Origin of the sequence: Actinoallomurus sp. NPDC052308 (assembly GCF_040679195.1) — a bacterium.
In the GTDB taxonomy this organism is placed as follows: Bacteria; Actinomycetota; Actinomycetes; order Streptosporangiales; family Streptosporangiaceae; genus Actinoallomurus; species Actinoallomurus liliacearum.
Genome location: NZ_JBFAUM010000003.1, coordinates 546,245 through 565,183, shown reverse-complemented (window position 1 = coordinate 565,183; position 18,939 = coordinate 546,245). Strand labels below are relative to the sequence as shown.

Here is an 18,939-nt window from a genome sequence, read left to right as displayed (position 1 = left end):
GCCCGGCCGCGTCGGCGCTTCGCCGGGAAGGGCCGGAGGCCTCCGCGCCGGACGGTCGGGCGGCGTCAGCGCTTCCAGCGGGGACGGCCGGACGGGCCCTCGTCCCGGTGCTCCGCGGCGATGCGCAGCGGGCCGGCCGCCGGGCGTGGCGGCCGCTCGGGCTCGGGTTCCGCCTCGGCGGGCAGCGGCAGGGTGAAGCCGATCTCCGCGGGCCGCCGCTCGAGCGCCTCGAGATCCTCCACCGGGACGAGGGCCGCGAGGGGCTTGCCGTGCCGGGTCAGGACGATCCGCTCGCCGGTGTAGCCGACACGGTTGACGAGCTCCGCGAGGTCGGCCCGGGCCTGCGTCACTGGGACCTCTCGTGTCATGCAGAGATTCTAGCATTCTGTACGTTCTTGCTATTCTGTACAGAACTCGAGCCGGCGCGCGGCAGAGCGCGCCGGCGCGTGGACACCCGCCACGCGTGCAGACGCGCGTGGCAGCGAAGGAGCACTGATGGACTTCCCGACCCTCGAACCGCGCGCCCGGGTCACCGAGATCCCGCCGGACGTGCACTCCCAGCAGCTCTTCCAGCGGCTGCTCGACCAGCGGATCGTCTTCATCGGCTCGGAGATCGACGACGACCTGGCCAACCGGGTGTGCTCGCAGCTGCTGCTCCTCGCCGCTCAGGACGGGGAGCGCGACATCAAGATCTTCATCAACTCGCCGGGCGGGTCGATGGACGCGATGTTCGCCATGTTCGACGTGATGCGGTACCTGCCGAACGACGTCTCGACGGTCGCCCTCGGCATGGCCGCCTCGGCCGGGCAGTTCCTGCTCACGGCGGGCACGCGCGGCAAGCGCTACGCGCTGCGCAACACGCGGATCATGATGCACCAGCCGTCCGGCGGCATCCGGGGCACCGCCTCCGACATCCGCATCCAGGCCGAGCAGAGCGTGCACATGAAGCACCGGTTCCTGCAGCTCATCGCCGAGCACACCGGCCGGCCGTACGAGCAGATCGAGCACGACGCCGACCGCGACCGCTACTTCACCGCCGAGGAGGCCCGCGAGTACGGCCTCATCGACCACGTCGTCACCAGCGCCCTCGAGGCCGGAGGCGTCGCCCCGTGAATGGTCCCTCGGCCCGGTACATCCTGCCGTCCTACGTCGAGCGCACCTCCTACGGGATGAAGGAGAGCAACCCGTACAACAAGCTGTTCGAGGAGCGCATCGTCTTCGTCGGCGCGCCCATCGACGACACGCTCGCCAACGACGTCATCGCGCAGCTCATCGCCCTGGAGGGGATGGACCCGGAACGGGTCATCAGCCTGTACATCAACTCCCCCGGCGGCTCTCTCACCGCGATGACGGCGATCTACGACACGATGCAGTTCGTCAAGCCGCAGATCGAGACGACCTGCATCGGCCAGGCCGCCTCGGCCGCCGCCGTGCTCCTCGCGGCGGGCGCGACCGGCAAGCGCGCCGCGCTGCCGCACTCGCGCATCGTGATCCACCAGCCGAGCACCGAGGGCGGCTACGGCCAGACCAGCGACATGGAGATCCAGGCCCAGGAGATCATCCGGCTGCGCGAGCAGCTCGAGACCATCCTGGCCCGGCACTCCGGCCGGCCGGTCGAGCAGGTCCGCGCCGACATCGAACGGGACCGCTACCTCACGGCCGAGGAGGCCCGCGAGTACGGCCTGATCGACGAGATCATCACCAGCCGCAAGCCGGGCCGGTGAGTCACCGCCGAGGATTTCCGTCGTCAGGGCGACGGAAATCCTCGGCGTAAGGGCCTCAGTTCGGCAGCGCCTGCGCCGTTCGAAGTGGCGAGAAGAACGTCGGCACCCAGACCAGGGCGAACAGCACCGCACCGGCCCACAGTGCCGCCCGGACGCCTACGAACTGGCCGAGCAGACCGGCGAGCGCGCCACCGACCGCCAGCGCCCCGGTCAGGACGAAGCGCATGGTCGCGTTCATCCGGCCCAGGAGCCGATCCGGCGTGACCGCCTGCCGAAAGCTCACCTTGATCACGTTGTCCACGCCGACCTTGAACGTGATGAGCAGCCAGGCGGTGGCGGCGAGCCAGAGCGCCGGACCACGGTCGACGAGTGCGACGCAGATTCCGGTCGGCGCGATCGCCAGGCCCACGAGCCACAGGACCCGGCCCGATCCGAGGCGGCGAGCGAGCCGGCGGGCGGACAGGGACCCCAGCAGCGTGCCGGCGCCGCCCACGGCGAAGAAGACGCCGATGGCGCCGCCGGGCAGACCCAGACGGACGAAGACGACGGGAAGCATCGTCTGGCACAGCTGGATGGCGAGGTTCGTGCACGTGCCGGCGAGGGCGATGGGACGCAGGACAGCGTGGCCGAACACGTAGCGGACGCCCTCCCCGATGTCACGCCGGAGCGCCATGGTGCCGGCGTGCCGCGACCGCGGCTCGGGCCGCCGGACGCGCAGCAGAAACACCGCCGACCCGAGGTACGTGGCCGCGTCGAGCCCGATCGCGGCGGGCGCGGAGACGAGAGTGACCAGGAGCCCGCCCACACCACGCCCGCCGATCTCCGTGACCGCACCGAGCGTCACCAGGCGGGCGTTGGCCCGGCCCAGCCGGCCGCGGCCGACCAGGTGAGGCAGATGGCTCTGGGCGGCCACGTCGAAGAAGACGGTGCACACCCCCGCGACCAGCACGACGCCGTAGAGCTGATAGATCGTCAGGACGCGGAGGAGCCAGGCGAGCGGCACCGAGCCGAACACGACGGCGCGGGCCAGATCGGCGGCGATCATCAGCGGACGCTTGCGCACGCGGTCGGTCCGGGCGCCCGCCGGCAGGCCGATGAGGAGGAAGGCCGACGTGCTGAGCGTCGCCAGCAGGCCGACCTGTCCCGGAGACGCGCGCAGGGCCAGCACCGCCGTCAGGGGCATGGCGAGGTAGCCGATCTGGGTCCCGAGTTGCCGACACTGCGTTACCCGCCACGCGGCATCGCCACGCTATGGGAACGACGGGGCGGAAAGCCCCCGGGTCACTGGCGGCGGTGCTCGGCCGGTCGAAGGCGCTGCTCCTCACCGAACTGGACACTCCCGCCTCCACCACGCACCTGGCGCACCGGATCGGCATGACCGCCGGCGCCGTCTCTCAGCACCTGACGGCCCTCCGATCCGCCGGACTGGTCAGCTCGCACCGAACCGGCCGATATGTCCTCTACACCCGTACGTCCACCGGCGAAGCGCTCCTCGCCACCGCGCAGTGACAGGTGCCTAGGAGACGACGGGCGGCCTGGAACCGGTGTGATCCGCGGGCGAGTAGACGGTCAGCCGGAGCGCCGGATCCTCGTTGGCCTGGAAGGTGGCGTACTCGAAGACGAGCGGGCCCTCGGACGGATGGTGCAGGGTCTTCCGCCCGGAGCCGGCGGGTAGGACGTCGTGCCGTTCCCACCAGGTGGCGAACTCCGGGCAGCCGCGGCGGAGCCGGTCGGCGAGCGCGGTGAACGCCGGGTCCGGCGCCCACAGGTCGTGCGCCGCGCGGAACTGCGCCGTGGCATGCCTGGCCTGGTCGGTCCAGCCGTCGCCGAAGAGGCGCCGGGCCTCGGGCGTGAGCAGCAGGTAGACGAGGACGTTGCGGTCGTCCGCGTCGAGGCGGCCGAAGTCGGTGAACAGCCGGGCCGCCTCGGCGTTCCACGCCAGCACGTCCCAGCGGCGGCCGGTGACGTACGCGGGCGCGCCGAGGCCCTCGACCAGGCGCCTGGTCCCCTCCGGCACCTGCTCCCGGACGAAGGGCTCACGCGCCGGAGAACATGCCAGTCTCCGCAAGTGGTCACGGTCGGTGGCGTCCAGGCGGAGTGCCTCGGCGAGGGCGTCGATCGTGGTGGCCGACGGGCTTCCGGCCCGCCCCTGCTCGAGGCGGACGTACCAGTCGATCCCGATACCGGCCAGTTCGGCGACCTCTTCCCGCCGGAGGCCCGGCGTCCGGCGACGTCGCCGCTCGGGGAGTCCCACCGTCTCGGGACTCAGCCGCTCCCGCCGGGACCGCAGGAAGTCACCGAGTCCGCGACCGGTCGGCTCGCGCATGATCGCCGCCTTCGCTGGGTGGTACTGACCGATCCCAGGACGATACCGGGCCTGGATACGCCCGCCCGCGTCGCCCACCATCGATCGCGCAATCGGCCGATCGAACGAGAGGAACCACCATGAAGGCCGCGGTGTTGCAGGAGTTCGGCCGCCCCCTGTCGGTGGAGGACGTGCCGGACCCGGTCTTGGGGACCGGCGAGGTGATCGTTGATGTCGTCGCGGCGGCCGTGCTGCCGTACGCGGCGGAGGTCTTCAGTGGCGAGCGAAGGTACCTGCTGACCCTGCCGGTGACGCCCGGCGCCGGCGCCGTGGGCCGGGTCCGCGAGGTCGGGCCGGACGCCACCCGCCTCACTCCGGGGCAGTGGGTGCTGTGCGACCCGACCATACGCTCCCGCGACCACGCGCTGACGCCGGACATCACCCTGCAGGGGCTGAGCGGCCGGGGCGAGGGCGGGCTGCGCCTGCAGCGGCACTTCGGTCAGGGCGCGTACGCCGAACGACTCCTGGTGCCCACCGAGAACGCCGTCCCGCTCGGTTCGATCGACCCGGCCGACGCGGCGCGGTGGGCCGCGCTCAGCCTGTGCCTCGTCCCGTACGGCGGGCTCCTCGCGGGCGACCTGCAGGCGGGCGAGACGGTTTTGGTCAGCGGCGCGACCGGCAACTTCGGCGGCGCCGCGGTGGCCGTCGCGCTGGCGATGGGCGCCGCCTGCGTCATCGCGCCGGGACGCAACGAGGAGGCACTGAGCGGGCTCGAGCGCCGGTTCGGCCCCCGGATCCGGACCGTACGGCTCTCCGGCGCGGAGGACCGGGACCGGGACCAGATGATGGCCGCGGCGCCCGGGCCGATCGACCTCGTCCTGGATCTGCTGCCTCCCTCCGCCGGGACGACGCCCGTGCGCGCCGCCGCGATGACCGTCCGCGAATACGGCCGGGTCGTGCTGATGGGCGGGGTCGGCATGCTGGGCGGCGCCGACCTCGCCCTCCCCTACCCATGGCTGATGCGGAACAACGTCACCGTGCGCGGCCAGTGGTTGTACCCGCGCCACGCCCCCGCCCGCTTCATCGAACTGGCCCGCTGCGGACGGCTGGACCTCGGCCTGTTCGGCGTCACCGAGTTCGCCCTCGACCAGGCGGACGAGGCCGTGGCCCACGCCGCCCGGCACGCCGCGCCGTTCGGCCTGACCGTCATCCGGCCCTGACCCGGCTCACCGTCACGGGCGCCTGCGGGCGCGCAGGACGGTGTCGTGGATCGTGACCTCGTTGCCGTCGTGGTCGGTGGCCGGCCGGGGCCTGGCGTCGGCGGCGACGACGTCCCAGCGGCCGGGGTCGAGGACGGCCACGACGTCCTCGGCGGTGAAGAACAGCTCCGGGATGGGCGGCCGCTGGATCGTGGTCTGCAGGTCCAGCGGGTGGTGGCCGACGATGAGCAGTGTGCCGCCCGGCGCGACGGACGCCGCCATCCGGCGGAAGAACGCCTCGCGGGACGCGGCGAGGTGCACGTAGTGGGTGGAGACCAGGTCGAACCGCTCCTCGGGGGGCGCCCACTCGGTCAGGTCGGCCTGCGCCCAGTCGATCCGCCCTGCGGCGTCGGCGTCGAGGGACTCGGCGTGCTCGCGCGCGCGGCGGAGCGCGGCGGTGGCGAAGTCCACCGCCGTGACCCGCCAGCCGCGGGAGGCGAGCCAGATGGCGTCGGCGCCCTCCCCGCAGCCCGCGTCCAGGGCCGTGCCGGGCGCGAGGTCCTCGGCCTCCGCGACGAGCTGCGGATTGGGCCGCCCGCTCCAGACGTGGGTGTGGCCGGCGTACCGCTCTTCCCAGAAGTCCTTGCCGAACTCTTCGGACACGATGATTCCCTTTCGTCGTTCAGAGAGCGCGTTCAGATGCCGTGGCGACGGTCGCCCATCGCCTGTTCGCAGAGGCGGGATTCGGGCTCGGCCGAGAAGGGATCCCGGCGGGCGGCGACCGCCTGGCGGGTCTCCTCGGCGATGAGGTCGGCGTTGATCTGGGCCCCCGCCAGGGTGCCCGCCGCGGCGGCGGCGCCGACCTGGGCTGCCGGATCGGTGACGTTCCCGGCGGCCCACACCCCGGGGACCTCGGTACGGCCGGTCGCGTCCGCGGGGATGTACTGGCCGATCCCTGCCGGGTGTTCCGCCGGCCGCAGCCCGAGTCCGGCCAGGAAGCCCGCGCGCACCACGATCCGGGACGCGACCACGAGCGCCTCGCGCGCGACGACCGTGCCGTCGCGCAGCCGTACGCCCGCGAGGCGGTCCCCGTCGATCTCCACCGAGGCGACCTCGCCGTGGACGATCCCGACGCCGCGGGCGGTCAGCTCCTCCGTCTGCTCGTCACCCGGCGGCAGGGTGTGGGCGAAGTACGTGACATCGGCGCTCAGCTGCCGGAACAGCAACGCCTGGTGCACCGACATCGGGCCGGTGGCCAGCACGCCGACGGCCTGGTCGCGTACCTCCCAGCCGTGACAGTACGGGCAGTGCAGCACGTCCCGGCCCCAGCGGGCGCGCAGGCCCGGGATGTCCGGCAGCTCGTCGACCGCGCCGGCGGCGACCAGCAGCCGGCGCGCGCGGACCGCCCGGCCGTCGGTCAGCGCCACCGCGAACCCGTCCTTCTCGCGGGTCACGGTGCCGACCTCGCCGGGCACCACCTGGCCGCCGTAGCCGCGAACCTCCGCCCGGCCGCGCTCCAGCAGCTCGACCGGTGGAATCCCCTCACGGGCCAGGAGATTGTGCACGCCCGCGGCCGGGACGTTGCGCGGCGAACCCGCGTCGACCACCAGCACCGAACGCCGCGACCGGGCCAGGGCCAGCGCCCCGCTCAACCCCGCCGCGCCGCCGCCGACCACCACCACGTCATAGCCGTCTTTCCGCAGATCGGTCACTTCGACCACCTCCACGGAGAGGATGCGGAGCCGCTGGCCGTTATCGCAAGCTCCGTTGCCGTTCTGGCAAAATAGGGCCATGGACGACGATCTCGACCAGGCGCTCGGCGCGGTCGGCCCCCGGCTGCGCGCGTTGCGGCGGCAGCGCGAGACCACGCTCGCCGAGCTGTCCGCGGCGACCGGCATCTCGGTGAGCACCCTGTCCCGGCTGGAGTCCGGCGCCCGCCGGCCGACCCTGGAGCTCCTGCTCCCGCTGGCCAGGGCCCACGGCGTCACGCTCGACGAGCTCGTCGACGCCCCGCCCACCGGGGATCCGCGCATCCACATACGGCCGATCGAGCGCGACGGCATGACGCTGCTGCCGCTGACCCGCCGGGCCGGCGGCATCCAGGCGTACAAGACCATCATCCCGGCCGGCAGCCGCCGCCGGAAGCCCGAACTGCGGACCCACGAGGGCTACGACTGGGTGTACGTCCTGAACGGGCGGCTCCGGGTCGTCCTCGGCGAGCAGGACCTGGTGCTCTCGCCCGGCGAGGCGGCCGAGTTCGACACTCGTGTACCGCACTGGTTCGGCGCCGCCGACGCCGAACCGGTCGAGTTCCTCAGCCTGTTCGGCCGGCAGGGCGAACGCGCCCACCTCCGCGCCCGCCCCAAGACCAGAGACCCCCGTCGAGACACGCCCTAAGAGCCGCTCTGCTCGACGGCGGGCTTCAGCACCTCCTCGCACCACTGACGGAAGCCGGTCGGGGTGGTGGACCGCGGGGTGTGCGGCCGCGCGTTGTACAGGCCCCGGTCGATCGCGGCGGTCATGTCGGCCAGCCCCTGGGCCCACGGCTCGCTGAGCCCGTTCCGCACCAGCGTGGCCTTGTACGCCGCACCGGAGACCTGCTGGAAGCGGATGGGCCGCCCCAGCACCTCCGACATGATCCGCGCCATGTCGTTCGGCGACAGATCCTCGGGTCCGAGGACCGGGACGCCCTCCTGCCCGCTCCAGGAGCCGTCGAGCAGCAGTTCGGCGGCGACGGCCGCGATGTCGCGGGTGGCGCACGTCGGGTTCTTGTGATCCCCGGACAGCGCCAGGTAGAAGGCGCCCTGGCTCCTGATCGCCCCGACCTGCTGGAGCAGGTTCTCCATGAAGCCCGGCATCTGCAGGGCCCGGTAGCCCACGCCGGTCCTCTCGATCAGCTCGTCCATGGCGAGCGCCGCGGAGATCTGTCCGGCGTTCTCGGCCACGCCGCGGCCCAGGGTCGAGACGCCGACGACGCGCTGGACGCCCTGCTTCTCGATGGCCTCGCAGAAGGGCCGGGTGAAGCCCAAGATGTGGCCTTCGACGCTGTCGGCACGGGGGTCGGGAGGTACGAGCCAGAACACGGCGTCGGCTCCGTCCAGCGCCTCAGTGATGACGTCGAGGCGGTCGTGCGATCCCGGGACGACCTCGGCCCGTTCGCGCACCCCCGGTGAGAGCCGGGACGGATCGCGTGCGATCACGCGGATCGACTCTCCGCGGTCCAGGACGTTGTCGACGACCTGCCGGCCGATCTGGCCGGTGGGCGTGGTGATGACGATCATTGAACCTCCAGGAGGAGTGGCGATGACACGGCCACATGGGCGTTCGCATCCGGGCCCGCCGAACTCGGCGATGGGGGCCGCCGGATGGCACTGAGCAGTCAATCCGGCCGGGGCGAGAACCTGAAGGATCGATCCGGTCCCCGTTGATACTCTGCGGGTATGAATGACCTGGAGTCGCGAGAGCTCCGGTACTTCGTCGCGGTCGCCGAAGAGCTGCACTTCGGCCGTGCGGCCGGGCGGCTGGGCATGGCGCAGCCCCCGCTCTCCCGGGCGATCCGGGATCTGGAACGCCGGCTGGGCGTGCGGCTGTTCGAGCGCACCACGCGTCAGGTGAGGCTCACGGCGGCCGGGGAGGTCTTCCTGCGGGACGCCCGGACCGCGCTCGACGCGATCGCCGCCGCCGGCCGGCGGGTTCGGAACGCCGGCCGGGCCGCCCCGGTGCTGCGACTCGCCCTCAAGGCCGACAACGACGCCGGGCTGCTACCGCGGATCCTGTCCGCCTACCAACGCGAGAGCGCGGCGATCGACGTCGAACTGGTGCTGGGCGGCCGGGGCGAACAGGCGCCGGCGCTGCGCGACGGGCGAGCCGACGTCGCGCTCCTCGTCAGTCCCTTCGACGACCGCGGACTGGACTTCGAACCACTGCGCACCGAGCCCCGCCTGGCCGTCCTCGCGGCGACCGATCCCCTCGCCGCCCGCTCCTCCCTGCGGCTGGCGGACCTGGCCGGCCGGAGCCTCCCGGACGGAACCCTCGTCGAGGAGGACGGGCCACCGCGCCCGCACGCTGAGGAGAACGCGCCGCCTTCGCACGCTCACCCGGGCGAGAGCGGCCCCACGTGGCCACGGACGGCGCCCCGCGAGCTCACGGCCGGAGCCCGCCGGCCGCCCTCGGACATCACCCAGATCTTCCGGCTGGTCGAGCTGGGGCAGATGATCTGCTTCCTCCCGGCCTGGGTGACGCGCCGTTACCCGCTGCCCGGAATCGCCTACCGGCCGGTCGGCGACCTCGAGCCCGCCACACTGGCCGTCGCGTGGCCGCGGGACGCCCGCTCACCGGCGGTCGCCGCCTTCATCCGCGCCGCCGTCTCGGTGCCGGCGACCGCCGACGCGGAGAACGGCGTACCTCAGGAAGCCCCTGCCTGACGGTCGCCGCCGTCGCGGCGACGGAGGCTCGCGGACCGCGTCGAACGCGGCTGACGGCCGCGGTGACGGGGGTTTACCGTGGGGCGATGCGGACGCTGACCACCGAACACGCCGCCACGACGACACCACCGGCCCCTACGGCGAAGCCGTTCGCCTCTACGTCCTCGAGCGCTCGGACTGGGTCACCGCGACACACCCCTGAGGCGCACGGTCGCCGCGGCACGGTGACCGATTTAGACCATCTATTGACGAATCTGATCATTCAGGCTCATAGTCCATTGACGTGAGCCTCCTCCCTCATTTGCGTGATGTCAGGGTTCGTCGGCGGCGCCTGCGCCGGCGGATCGGCCCCGGATCAAAGACGGTCAGAACCGGTCTCGCGCTGGCCGGAGTGGCCGGCCTGGTGGTCGCCGGTTCTCCACCCGCCACCGCGTCCCCCGCCGGCCAGCGGGCCGATCGGCACGCGGTCCGGTCGGGCGACGCCCGCTTCGAAGTGCTGTCCCCGACGCTGATCCGGATGGAGTACGCCGGCGACGGCGCGTTCACCGACGCGGCGACGTTCAACGCGGTCGGGCGGGACGGCTTCGGGCGGACGACGTACACCAAGAAGGTCGAAGACGGCTGGCTGACCATCGACACCGGGCCGGTGAAGCTGCGGTACAAGGTCGGCTCCGGCCCGTTCACCGCGGACAACGTCTCCGTGCAGGTGCGCGCCGCCGACCAGAAGGTGATCGCGCACCCGACCTTCCCGGGAGCGGTCACCTGTGCCACCGACACCCTCTGTGAGGCGGAGCGGGGCCTGCTCCAAGGGGTGAGCGTCGCCTCGGACCACGCCGGGTTCTCCGGCACCGGATTCGCCGCCGGGTTCGAGAGCACCGGCGCGTCGCTCGCCTACACGCTCGACGTGCCCAAGGACGGCACCTATGACCTGCGCCTGCGCTACGCCAACAGCCAAGGCGGCGACGGGAAGACCACGACCCGTACGCTGAGCGCCGCCGTCGACGGCGGAACGCCCGCGACGCTGACGATGCCGACCACCGCGAACTGGGACACCTGGGCGTTCACCTCCGCGCCGGGCCTGCACCTGTCCGCCGGCCGGCACACGCTCGTGATCTCCCGGACCGCGAACGACTCGGGCGACGTGAACATCGACAGCCTGGCGCTGACGGCGCCCGGCGCGCCGTACCCGACGACGGTGCCATCGACCGCCTGCGACTACGGCACCGTGTGCGAGGCCGAGGCCGGCGCGCTCGCCGGCGGCGCGAAACTCGCCGCCGACCACAACGGCCACTCCGGTGACGGGTTCGTCGCCGGGCTGGAGCGGGCGGGCGCGTCCGACACCGTCACGGTGCAGAACGTCCCCGCCGACGGCTCGTACGGGCTGCAGGTCCGCTACTCGAACGGCGGCGGAACCTCGCGGACGATCTCGACCGCGGTGAACGGCGGAACGGCCACGACGGCGAACCTCGCGCCGACGGCCGACTGGGACAGCTGGTCGACGGCCGTCATCCCGGTGACCCTGACCAAGGGCACCGACACGATCGCGCTCGGCTGCCCGACGGCGGACAGCTGCCACGTCAACCTCGACACCGTCGCCGTCGCCCCGGCCTCCTCGGCGGTGCTGCCGGCGCACAGCCCCCTCGGCGGGTACCGGCGCGGCCTCGACGGCGTCAACGGCAGCGCGGTCACCACGCCCGGCCTGCTCTACCGCGACGGGTGGTACCTGCTCGACGACACGCCCTCGGCCGTGTTCGACCCGGAGACCCGCACGGTCCACGCGCGGCCCGGCCACGACGGCAAGTCCTACCAGGACGGCTACCTCTTCGGCTACGGCCAGGACTACAAGCAGGGACTGTCCGACCTGAAGACGCTGACCGGACCGTCGGAGCTGCTGCCCCGGTGGGCGTACGGCATCTGGTTCTCCGAGTACTACGACTTCACCGCCGCCGACTACCAGAACGACCTCCTGCCGAAGTTCCGCTCGGAGGGCGTCCCGCTGGACGTCCTGGTCACCGACACGGACTACAAGGCGCCCACCGACTGGAACGGCTGGCAGATCGACGGCAACAAGTTCCCGGACCCGGCGGCGTTCTTCGCCTGGGAGCACGCGCAGGGACTGCACAGCGCGCTGAACATCCACCCGAGCATCGAGAGCGGCGACCCGGCCTACGCGCAGGCGCAGGCCACGGCCAAGAACAAGCTGACGCCCTCGAACTGCCAGGCGCCCTCCGGGCAGACCTGCTACACGTTCGACTGGGGCGACCCGGACCAGCTCGCGGCCTACTTCGGCGCGCACAAGAAGACGGAGCAGCAGGGCAACGACCTGTGGTGGCTGGACTGGTGCTGTGATGGCTCTCAGTCCTCGCTGGCCGGCGTCACGCCCGACGCGTGGATCAACCAGCAGTACGCCGACGACACCGCCAAGCGCGTCGGGCGAGGGTTCGCCTTCTCCCGGGCGTACAGCTCCCTGCAGGCCTCGGGCTACAGCGGTCAGGCCCCGGTGCCGACCGGCCCGTGGGCGGACAAGCGCACGACGGTGCACTTCACCGGGGACACCGCCTCGAGCTGGAACACCCTGAAGTACGAGGTCGGCTACACGCCGGGCGAGTCCGCCGCCACCGGCCTGTCGGCGGTCAGCCACGACATCGGCGGGTTCAACGGCCCATCGAAGCTCTCCGACGACCTGTATGTGCGCTGGGTGCAGATGGCGGCGTTCCAGCCGATCCTGCGGCTGCACAGCAACCACAGTGCCCGGCTTCCGTGGCAGTACGGCGACCAGGCCCGCGTCGCGGCCGAGAAGTTCCTCAACCTCCGCGAGAACCTCGTCCCCTACACCTACACGCTGGCCAAGGAGACGGCCGACACCGGCGTGCCGGTCGTCCGGGCCACGTACCTGGAGTACCCGGACGAGCAGGGCGCCTACGACGCGGCGGCCCGGGAGTACTTCTACGGCTCCGACGTGCTGGTGGCCCCGGCCACCTCGCCCGGCGCCACCGCCACCACGTCGGTGTGGTTCCCGCCCGGGCAGTGGACCGACTACTTCACCGGGAAGACCTACAGCGGCCCCGCCACGAGGGACGTCACGACCGACTGGAACTCGATGCCGGTCTTCGTCAAGGCGGGCGGGATCCTGCCGACGCGTACGGACGACGTGACCAACGACGTGCAGAACCCGCTGTCCAAGGTCACGGTGAACGTCACCGGCGGCGCCGACGGCTCGTTCCCGCTGTACGAGGACGACGGGCACTCGACCGACCCGCACGCCTCGGCGACGACCACGCTCCGGTACACCGAGCGCGGCGGCGACCACACCCTGCTCATCGGCCCGGCGCGCGGCCGGTTCGCCGGCCAGGTGGCGCGGCGGCAGTGGACGGCCGTCTTCTCCACCGCGACGCGGCCGACGGCCGTACGGGTCGACGGCAGACCGGTGGCCCAGGCGAACTGGGCGTACGACGGCGAACGAGGGACGTTGACGGTCACCGTCCCCGACCGGCCGATCGGCACCGCGACAAGGATCGACTACCGCTGATCCGGGCGGAGTACCGACCACGTCGGCCCCTGGTGCCTGCCGCCTCCTACGGGCGGCAGGCACCAGGGGCCGACCCGCGAACGGTCCCTCCAGGGGACGATCGTCCCTCTCCGGGGGGAGGTCTCCGGGGCCGCGCGGGCGGGATCTTGGTCGGGTCCACCTTCCGGATCGGAGATCCCGCAGTGAGCAAGAAGCTGAAGATCAAGCTATTGGCGGTGGCCGCGCTGACGGCCCTGATCGCCGGAGCCATGCTGGCCACGGGGTCGGGCGAGTCCCGGTCCGCCGCCGGCCGTCCGACCGCCGGCGGCACGCGATGACCGCCGTCGACGTGCGACGGGCCGGCGCGGCCGCCGGTGGGACCCGAGGGCCGGTGCCGCGCTGGGCCGACTGGGCCGCGCAGGCGACGATGTGGTGCGCGCTGCCGTCGGGGATCTGGCGGATCCTGTTCGGACTCGGCCTGCCCGCCGGGTTCACCGGCTCCCTGGATCCCCGGCACGGGCCGTCGTACATGCTGCCGTACGTCATCGCGCTGACCGCCGCCTCCGAGACGGTCGCGTTCCTCAGCATGGGCCTGGTCCGGCCGTGGGGCGAGATCTGGCCGCGGTGGGTGCCGTTCCTCCGGGGACGGCGGGTCCATCCGCTCGCGGCGATCGTGCCGGCCGCGCTGGGCTCGGCGGCGCTGATGGTGATCTGGACACGGCTCATCTCCGGCTTCCCGTCGGGCGATCCGGAGATGCCGCACGGCGCCAAGCGCCTGATCCTCGAGCTCTGCTACCTGCCGCTCATCGCCTGGGGGCCGCTGCTGGCGGCCGTCACCGTGGCGTACGCCGTCCGCCGCCGACGCCACGGCTGACCGGTACGGGAGCGTTGGCGAGCGCCGCGTCGTTGTCCTGGTCGTACGGACTTCGCGGCCGAGCGATGACTCCGCCCCGCCGCGGGGGGGAAATCATTCACCGGTGACAGCGCACGTTCCGTATCGACCAGGAGGACTCCGTGGATCCCATAACGACCGCGCCCGCCGCCGGCGGGACCCTCCGCGCGCCCGACGCGCGGCTGTACTACGAGGTACGGGGCGAGGGCCCGCTGCTGGTGCTCGTCGGAGCCCCGATGGCCGCCGAGGCGTTCGCCCCCCTCGCCGACCTGCTGGCCACCGGCCACACCGTGCTCACCACGGACCCGCGCGGCGTCGGGCGCAGCCCGGCCGACGACCCCGAACAGGACTCCACGCCGGAACTCCGGGCCGCGGACCTCGCCCGGCTCATCACGCACCTGAACGCCGGACCGGCCGCGGTGCTCGGCTCCAGCGGCGGCGCCATCAGCGCGCTGGCGCTCGCGCAGTCCCGTCCCGAGCTGGTGCACACGGTCGTCGCCCACGAGCCGCCGCTCGCCGAACTGCTGGACGACCGCGACGAACACCGGGCCCGGATCGAGGACGTGATCGCCACCTTCGCGTCCGGGGACCGGATCGGGGGCCACCGCAGGTTCATGGCCTCGATCGGCATCACGATGCCCGAGGAGATGTTCCAGCAGATGTACGGCGGGCCACGCGACGAGCGGGAGCTCGCCGAGGAACGCCGGTTCTTCCTGCACGAGCTGCGCCTGACCGTCGGCTGGCGGCCCGACGTCACCGCCCTCCGCGGCGGGACGCCCCGCCTCGTCGTCGGCATCGGTGCGGCGTCCGCCGGCCAGCTCTGCGATCGGACCTCCACCGCGCTCGCCGCCGGGCTCGGCGTCGAGCCGGTCATCTTCCCCGGCGGCCACGTCGGCTTCACCGAGGATCCCGCCCGGTTCGCCGCCCGGCTGCGCGAGGTCCTGGACGGCGCCCCGGCGGCCTGACGCCGGGCCGCGACGGCCGGTCCGGCGCCCTGCCCCATGACTCAGGGCGGCCGCCCGGAGACCCCCGGCGGTCTGTGCCGGGGGTCTCCTTCGTACCGGCACTGGTCAGCAGTTCTGCTTGTACAGGTACTTGGCGACGGTGGGCTGGTCCACGTTGTCCTTGGTGACCGCCACGAGCTGAGTCTTGATCTGCTTGGTCACGGGCTTGCCGTTCAGTGCGGCGACGGCCTGGTCGATGCCCTGGCGGCCGATGTCCAGCGGCTCCTGGCTGATCAGCGCCTGGATCGTGCCGGCCCGCAGGTCCTCGACCTGCTTGGGGCTGGCGTCGAACTCGATCAGCTTGACCGCGCCGGTCTTCTTCGCCTGCTTGAGCGCGGCCCCGGCGCCCTCACCCGTGACGAGATTGGAGGCGAAGATCCCGGCCAGGTCCGGGTTCTTGGACAGCTCACCGTTCATGATCTCGGTGGCCTTGCCCGCGTCGTCACCGGGGTACTGCTCCGAGACGAGCTTGATGTTCGGATGCTTCGCGATCTCCTCCTTGAAGCCGGCGACCCGGTCGTCGGTCGTCGCGATCCCCTTCTTGGGAGCCAGCACGACGACCTTGCCCTTGTCGCCGATCTGCTGGGCCAGCGTCCGGGCGGCCAGTTGCCCGCCGAGCCGGTTGTCCGAGGAGATCCGCGACAGGCCGAGCGACTGGTCGGACAGCTCGGTGTCCACGAAGATCACCTTGCTGCCGTTGCCGGCGAGCTGGCGGACCGGGCCGGCCATCGCGTCCTTGTCGACGGGGGCGATCAGCACCGCCTTGGGCCGGGAGGCGGCGACGGAGGTGACGACCTGCGTCTGCTGGGCGACGTCCCACTGCGCGGGCGCCTGGACGCTGAGCTGGACGCCCTGCTTGGCCGCCTCCTCCTTGGCGCCGCAGTACATGGAGATGTAGAACGGCTCGTTCGCGATGCCCTGGATGAGGGTGATCTTCTTGGGGCCGCTCGACGAGCCGCCGGACGAGGAGTCCGAGCAGGCCCCGGTCACGGCCAGCGCGAGCACCGATGCGACGACGACATACCTGTTCACCGACGAACCTCCCTCTATTCGCGTTCTCGCGCCCGACGGCGCAACTGGTCGAAGTAGACGGCGACGACCAGTACGGCTCCGACCGCCACGTCGAGCCAGAACCGCTGTGCCCCGAGGATGATGAGACCGTTGCGCAGGACGCCGGGGATCAGTACGCCGATCACCGTCCCGCCGATGCCGCCGACACCTCCGAACAGGCTGGCCCCGCCGATGACGACCGCGGCGATCGCGCCGAGGTTGTCGGAGGTGTGGCTGGCGATCGTGGTGGTGCTGTAGTGCGCCAGGGACAGCACCCCGGCGACACCGGACAGCAGGCCCGACAGCGCGTACACCTTGATCAGGTGCCGGTCCACCTTGATGCCGACCCGCCGCGAGGCCTCGGCGTTGGAGCCGATGGCGTACGTGTGCCGGCCGAACCGCGACAGCGCGAGCACCAGCCCGAACAGCACCGCGATCAGCCCGGCGATGATCACCAGCCAGGGCACTCCGGCCACGAGCCCGAAGCCGATCACGTTGGACAGCTTGGCCGGGATCCGGTTGACGTCGCTGCCGTTGGTGATGACCTGCGCGAGGCCGAGCGAGACGCCCAGCGTGCCGAGCGTCGCGATGAGCGAGGGGATCTTCGCCTTGGCGACCAGGAGGCCGTTGACGATGCCCCAGCCGAGGCCGCAGCCGATGCCCGCGAGCGCCCCGAGGAGGATCCCGCCCCAGCCCGCCGTCGTACCGCCGAGCGCGACCATGGTCTTGGCCGCCACGACGCCCGAGAACACCAGCACCGAGCCGACCGACAGGTCGATCCCGGCGGTGACGATGACGTACGTCATGCCGACCGCGAGCACGAGCAGGATCGCCGACTCGGTGAGGACGTTGCGGATGTTGAACGTCGTCGCGAACTCCGCCGGCCTCAGCACCGCGAAGAACAGGAACAGGACCACCAGGACGGCCAGCGTCCACAGCGTGTTGTTGCGCAGCAGCGCCGCGACCCGCCCCCGGCCTCCTTCGGCCGGGTCGTACGAATCCGTCATGGAGGTCACGCGGCGTCCTCCTGGTCCAGGCCGCCGGTCATGGCGGAGACGAGTTCCTCCACGGTGGTGTCGGCGGCGGTGAGGCGTGCGACGCGGCGGCCGAGGCGCAGGACCTCGACGCGGTCGGCGACGGCCAGCACCTCCGGCATGTTGTGACTGATCAGCACGATGGTGACGCCCCGGTCGCGTACTCGGCGGATCAGGTCGAGGACCTGCCCCCGCTGCACGACGCCGAGGGCCGCCGTCGGCTCGTCCATGAACACCACCTTCGACGCCCAGGCCACGGCCCGCGCCACCGCGACGCACTGGCGCTGCCCGCCGGAGAGCTGCCGGACCGGCGCGGACATGTCGGGCAGCCGGATGCCGAGCTCGTCGAACGCCTCGGCGGCCCGCCGGCGCATCACCCCTCGGTCCAGCAGGTGCAGCGGCGGGAATCGGGTCACCTCGCGGCCGAGGAACAGGTTCGCGGCGGCGTCGAGGTCGTGGGCGAGCGCCAGGTCCTGGTAGACCGTCTCGATGCCGCGCCGCTGCGCGTCGACCGGGCCGGCGAACTCCACGGGCCGGCCGTCGAGGAGGATCTCGCCGGCGTCCGGCCGCAGCGCGCCGGACAGCGTCTTGACCAGGGTGCTCTTTCCCGCACCGTTGTCGCCGATCAGGGCGACGACCTCGCCGGGATGGGCGGTGAAGGCGGCCCCGCGCAGGGCCTGGACATGGCCGAAGCGCTTGGTGACGCCCCGTGCCTCCAGTAGTGGATCGGTCAACGGTGCACCTTCCCTTGGGTCAGAGCGGCGGCGACTCCCCCGAGCCACGGACGATGAGGCGGGTCGGCAGCAGCACGCGCTGCGGCGGCAGGTCCTCGCCGTCCATGCGACGGCACAGCAGTTCGGCGGCGCGGCGGCCCATCTCGGCCGGGTAGTGCGCCACGACGGTGACGGGGGTGGCCAGCATGTCGGCGAGCTCGAAGTCGTCGAAGCCGACGAGGGCCGTTCTCGTGCCGGCCGCCTGGATGGCGCGCAGCGCCCCGATGGTCAGCCGGTTGTTGCCGGTGAACACGGCGGTCGGCGGGTCGCCCAGGGCCAGCAGCTCGGCCGTCGCGGCCTCCGCCCCGGCGACGTCGTGCGGGCCGAGGCGGACGAGCGACTCGTCGACGGGGATGCCGTGGGCCTGGAGCGCCTCGTCGTAGCCCCGGCGGCGCTCCCGTGCGGTGAAGATGCCGTGCAGGTCGGCGAGGCAGGCGATGCGGCGGTGTCCGTGCGCGATGAGGTGCTCGACGGCGGAGCGGGCCCCGCCGACGTTGTCGATCAGGACGACGTCGGCGCGGATGGCCTCCTCGGGCGGGCGGTCCATGAAGACCGCGGCGGTGCCCATGTTCAGCTCGGGAATCAGGTAGCGGTGGTCGGCCGCGGACGGCACGACGAGGAGCCCGTCGACGCGGCGCTCGCACAGGGACCGGATGAGGTGCCGCTCGCGGGCCGGATCCTCGTCGGAGCAGCCGGAGATCACGAACAGGTCGTGGAGGCGCGCGACCTCCTCCACGCCGCGGGCGATCTGCGAGTAGAAGGGGTTGGCGACGTCCTTGATCACCAGGCCGAGGCTGCGGGTGCGCTTCCCGCCCCGCAGGGCGCGCGCGATGTCGTTGCGCCGGAACCCCAGCGCCGAGATGGCCTCGTTGACCTTCTCCGCCGTGTCCGGGCGGACGCCCACCTCGCCGTTGACGACGCGGGAGACGGTCTTGAGACTCACCCCGGCCTGCCGCGCGACGTCACGCATGGTCGGACGCATGCGCCCCCTTCTGTCCGGTCCGGTCGCGACGACCGTCCAGGCTT

General features: G+C 72.4%; 18 protein-coding genes and 2 pseudogenes. 10 read left to right on the top strand and 10 right to left on the bottom strand.

Features of this window, described 5'->3' with window-relative positions:
* Nucleotides 1-65 precede the first annotated feature (65 nt).
* On the bottom strand, nt 66-368 hold the full coding sequence (locus tag AB0L00_RS13985; protein ID WP_364432907.1) for a type II toxin-antitoxin system Phd/YefM family antitoxin: 303 nt from the start codon (nt 366-368) through the stop codon (nt 66-68).
* A 127-nt stretch (nt 369-495) separates the two neighbouring features.
* Between AB0L00_RS13985 and AB0L00_RS13980 the strand changes: the two are divergent.
* Both AB0L00_RS13980 and AB0L00_RS13975 read left to right on the top strand, forming a co-directional pair.
* Nucleotides 496-1,092 (top strand): annotated as a pseudogene (locus AB0L00_RS13980) (ATP-dependent Clp protease proteolytic subunit); the annotation flags it as partial.
* 3 nt (nt 1,093-1,095) lie between these two features.
* Nucleotides 1,096-1,724 (top strand): annotated as a pseudogene (locus tag AB0L00_RS13975) (ATP-dependent Clp protease proteolytic subunit); the annotation flags it as partial.
* 55 nt (nt 1,725-1,779) lie between these two features.
* On the opposite strand, the gene AB0L00_RS13970 reads toward AB0L00_RS13975, so the two are convergent.
* Complete coding sequence (locus AB0L00_RS13970; protein WP_364433252.1) at nt 1,780-2,922, bottom strand: MFS transporter; 1,143 nt, start codon at nt 2,920-2,922, stop codon at nt 1,780-1,782.
* Between the two features lie 53 nt (nt 2,923-2,975).
* On the opposite strand from AB0L00_RS13970, the gene AB0L00_RS13965 reads away from it, so the two are divergent.
* Nucleotides 2,976-3,233 carry an ArsR family transcriptional regulator gene (locus tag AB0L00_RS13965; protein ID WP_364432905.1) on the top strand — a complete coding sequence of 86 codons (258 nt, stop codon included), beginning with the start codon at nt 2,976-2,978 and terminating at the stop codon, nt 3,231-3,233.
* A 7-nt stretch (nt 3,234-3,240) separates the two neighbouring features.
* Here AB0L00_RS13965 and AB0L00_RS13960 read toward each other — a convergent pair whose 3' ends face one another.
* Nucleotides 3,241-4,050 carry a helix-turn-helix transcriptional regulator gene (locus AB0L00_RS13960; protein WP_364432902.1) on the bottom strand — a complete coding sequence of 270 codons (810 nt, stop codon included), beginning with the start codon at nt 4,048-4,050 and terminating at the stop codon, nt 3,241-3,243.
* Between the two features lie 119 nt (nt 4,051-4,169).
* On the opposite strand from AB0L00_RS13960, the gene AB0L00_RS13955 reads away from it, so the two are divergent.
* A complete protein-coding gene (locus tag AB0L00_RS13955; RefSeq protein WP_364432900.1) occupies nt 4,170-5,249 on the top strand; it encodes an alcohol dehydrogenase catalytic domain-containing protein in 1,080 nt (359 codons plus the stop codon).
* 12 nt (nt 5,250-5,261) lie between these two features.
* On the opposite strand, the gene AB0L00_RS13950 is transcribed toward AB0L00_RS13955, so the two are convergent.
* Nucleotides 5,262-5,891, bottom strand: coding sequence for a class I SAM-dependent methyltransferase (locus AB0L00_RS13950; RefSeq protein ID WP_364432898.1), 630 nt, complete (start codon nt 5,889-5,891; stop codon nt 5,262-5,264).
* A gap of 32 nt (nt 5,892-5,923) precedes the next feature.
* On the bottom strand, nt 5,924-6,940 hold the full coding sequence (locus AB0L00_RS13945) for an NAD(P)/FAD-dependent oxidoreductase (protein WP_364432895.1): 1,017 nt from the start codon (nt 6,938-6,940) through the stop codon (nt 5,924-5,926).
* Nucleotides 6,941-7,019: 79 nt separating this feature from the next.
* Between AB0L00_RS13945 and AB0L00_RS13940 the strand changes: the two genes are divergently transcribed.
* Nucleotides 7,020-7,625 (top strand): XRE family transcriptional regulator, encoded by a 606-nt coding sequence (locus AB0L00_RS13940; RefSeq protein ID WP_364432892.1) that lies wholly within the window; start codon nt 7,020-7,022, stop codon nt 7,623-7,625.
* On the opposite strand, the gene AB0L00_RS13935 is transcribed toward AB0L00_RS13940, so the two are convergent.
* A complete protein-coding gene (locus AB0L00_RS13935) occupies nt 7,622-8,509 on the bottom strand; it encodes an NAD(P)H-binding protein (RefSeq protein ID WP_364432890.1) in 888 nt (295 codons plus the stop codon). The two genes, AB0L00_RS13940 and AB0L00_RS13935, sit on opposite strands and share 4 nt — an antisense overlap.
* 159 nt (nt 8,510-8,668) lie before the next feature.
* Here AB0L00_RS13935 and AB0L00_RS13930 point away from each other — a divergent pair, with 159 nt between their 5' ends.
* The 5 genes from AB0L00_RS13930 to AB0L00_RS13910 all read left to right on the top strand — a co-directional run bounded on the left by AB0L00_RS13930 (nt 8,669) and on the right by AB0L00_RS13910 (nt 15,017).
* On the top strand, nt 8,669-9,652 hold the full coding sequence (locus AB0L00_RS13930) for a LysR substrate-binding domain-containing protein (RefSeq protein ID WP_364432888.1): 984 nt from the start codon (nt 8,669-8,671) through the stop codon (nt 9,650-9,652).
* A gap of 301 nt (nt 9,653-9,953) precedes the next feature.
* Nucleotides 9,954-13,181: a TIM-barrel domain-containing protein gene (locus AB0L00_RS13925; RefSeq protein WP_364432885.1), complete on the top strand. Its 3,228-nt coding sequence runs from the start codon at nt 9,954-9,956 to the stop codon at nt 13,179-13,181.
* 182 nt (nt 13,182-13,363) lie between these two features.
* A complete protein-coding gene (locus AB0L00_RS13920; RefSeq protein ID WP_364432883.1) occupies nt 13,364-13,498 on the top strand; it encodes a hypothetical protein in 135 nt (44 codons plus the stop codon).
* Nucleotides 13,495-14,034 carry a hypothetical protein gene (locus tag AB0L00_RS13915; protein WP_364432880.1) on the top strand — a complete coding sequence of 180 codons (540 nt, stop codon included), beginning with the start codon at nt 13,495-13,497 and terminating at the stop codon, nt 14,032-14,034. The genes AB0L00_RS13920 and AB0L00_RS13915 overlap by 4 nt, the downstream gene beginning before the upstream one ends.
* Nucleotides 14,035-14,174: 140 nt before the next feature.
* Nucleotides 14,175-15,017: an alpha/beta hydrolase gene (locus AB0L00_RS13910; protein ID WP_364432877.1), complete on the top strand. Its 843-nt coding sequence runs from the start codon at nt 14,175-14,177 to the stop codon at nt 15,015-15,017.
* Between the two features lie 105 nt (nt 15,018-15,122).
* Here the strand turns inward: AB0L00_RS13910 and AB0L00_RS13905 are convergent, their stop codons facing one another.
* The 4 genes from AB0L00_RS13905 to AB0L00_RS13890 are packed head-to-tail and all read right to left on the bottom strand — an operon-like array spanning nt 15,123 to nt 18,895.
* Nucleotides 15,123-16,088, bottom strand: coding sequence for an ABC transporter substrate-binding protein (locus AB0L00_RS13905; RefSeq protein ID WP_364432874.1), 966 nt, complete (start codon nt 16,086-16,088; stop codon nt 15,123-15,125).
* Between the two features lie 14 nt (nt 16,089-16,102).
* Complete coding sequence (locus AB0L00_RS13900) at nt 16,103-17,113, bottom strand: ABC transporter permease (RefSeq protein ID WP_364433250.1); 1,011 nt, start codon at nt 17,111-17,113, stop codon at nt 16,103-16,105.
* A gap of 5 nt (nt 17,114-17,118) precedes the next feature.
* Nucleotides 17,119-17,874 (bottom strand): ATP-binding cassette domain-containing protein, encoded by a 756-nt coding sequence (locus tag AB0L00_RS13895; protein ID WP_364432871.1) that lies wholly within the window; start codon nt 17,872-17,874, stop codon nt 17,119-17,121.
* 19 nt (nt 17,875-17,893) lie between these two features.
* The gene (locus tag AB0L00_RS13890) at nt 17,894-18,895 is read right to left on the bottom strand and encodes a LacI family DNA-binding transcriptional regulator (protein WP_345358638.1); all 1,002 of its coding nucleotides are present in this window, start codon (nt 18,893-18,895) and stop codon (nt 17,894-17,896) included.
* Between the last annotated feature and the right edge of the window lie 44 nt (nt 18,896-18,939).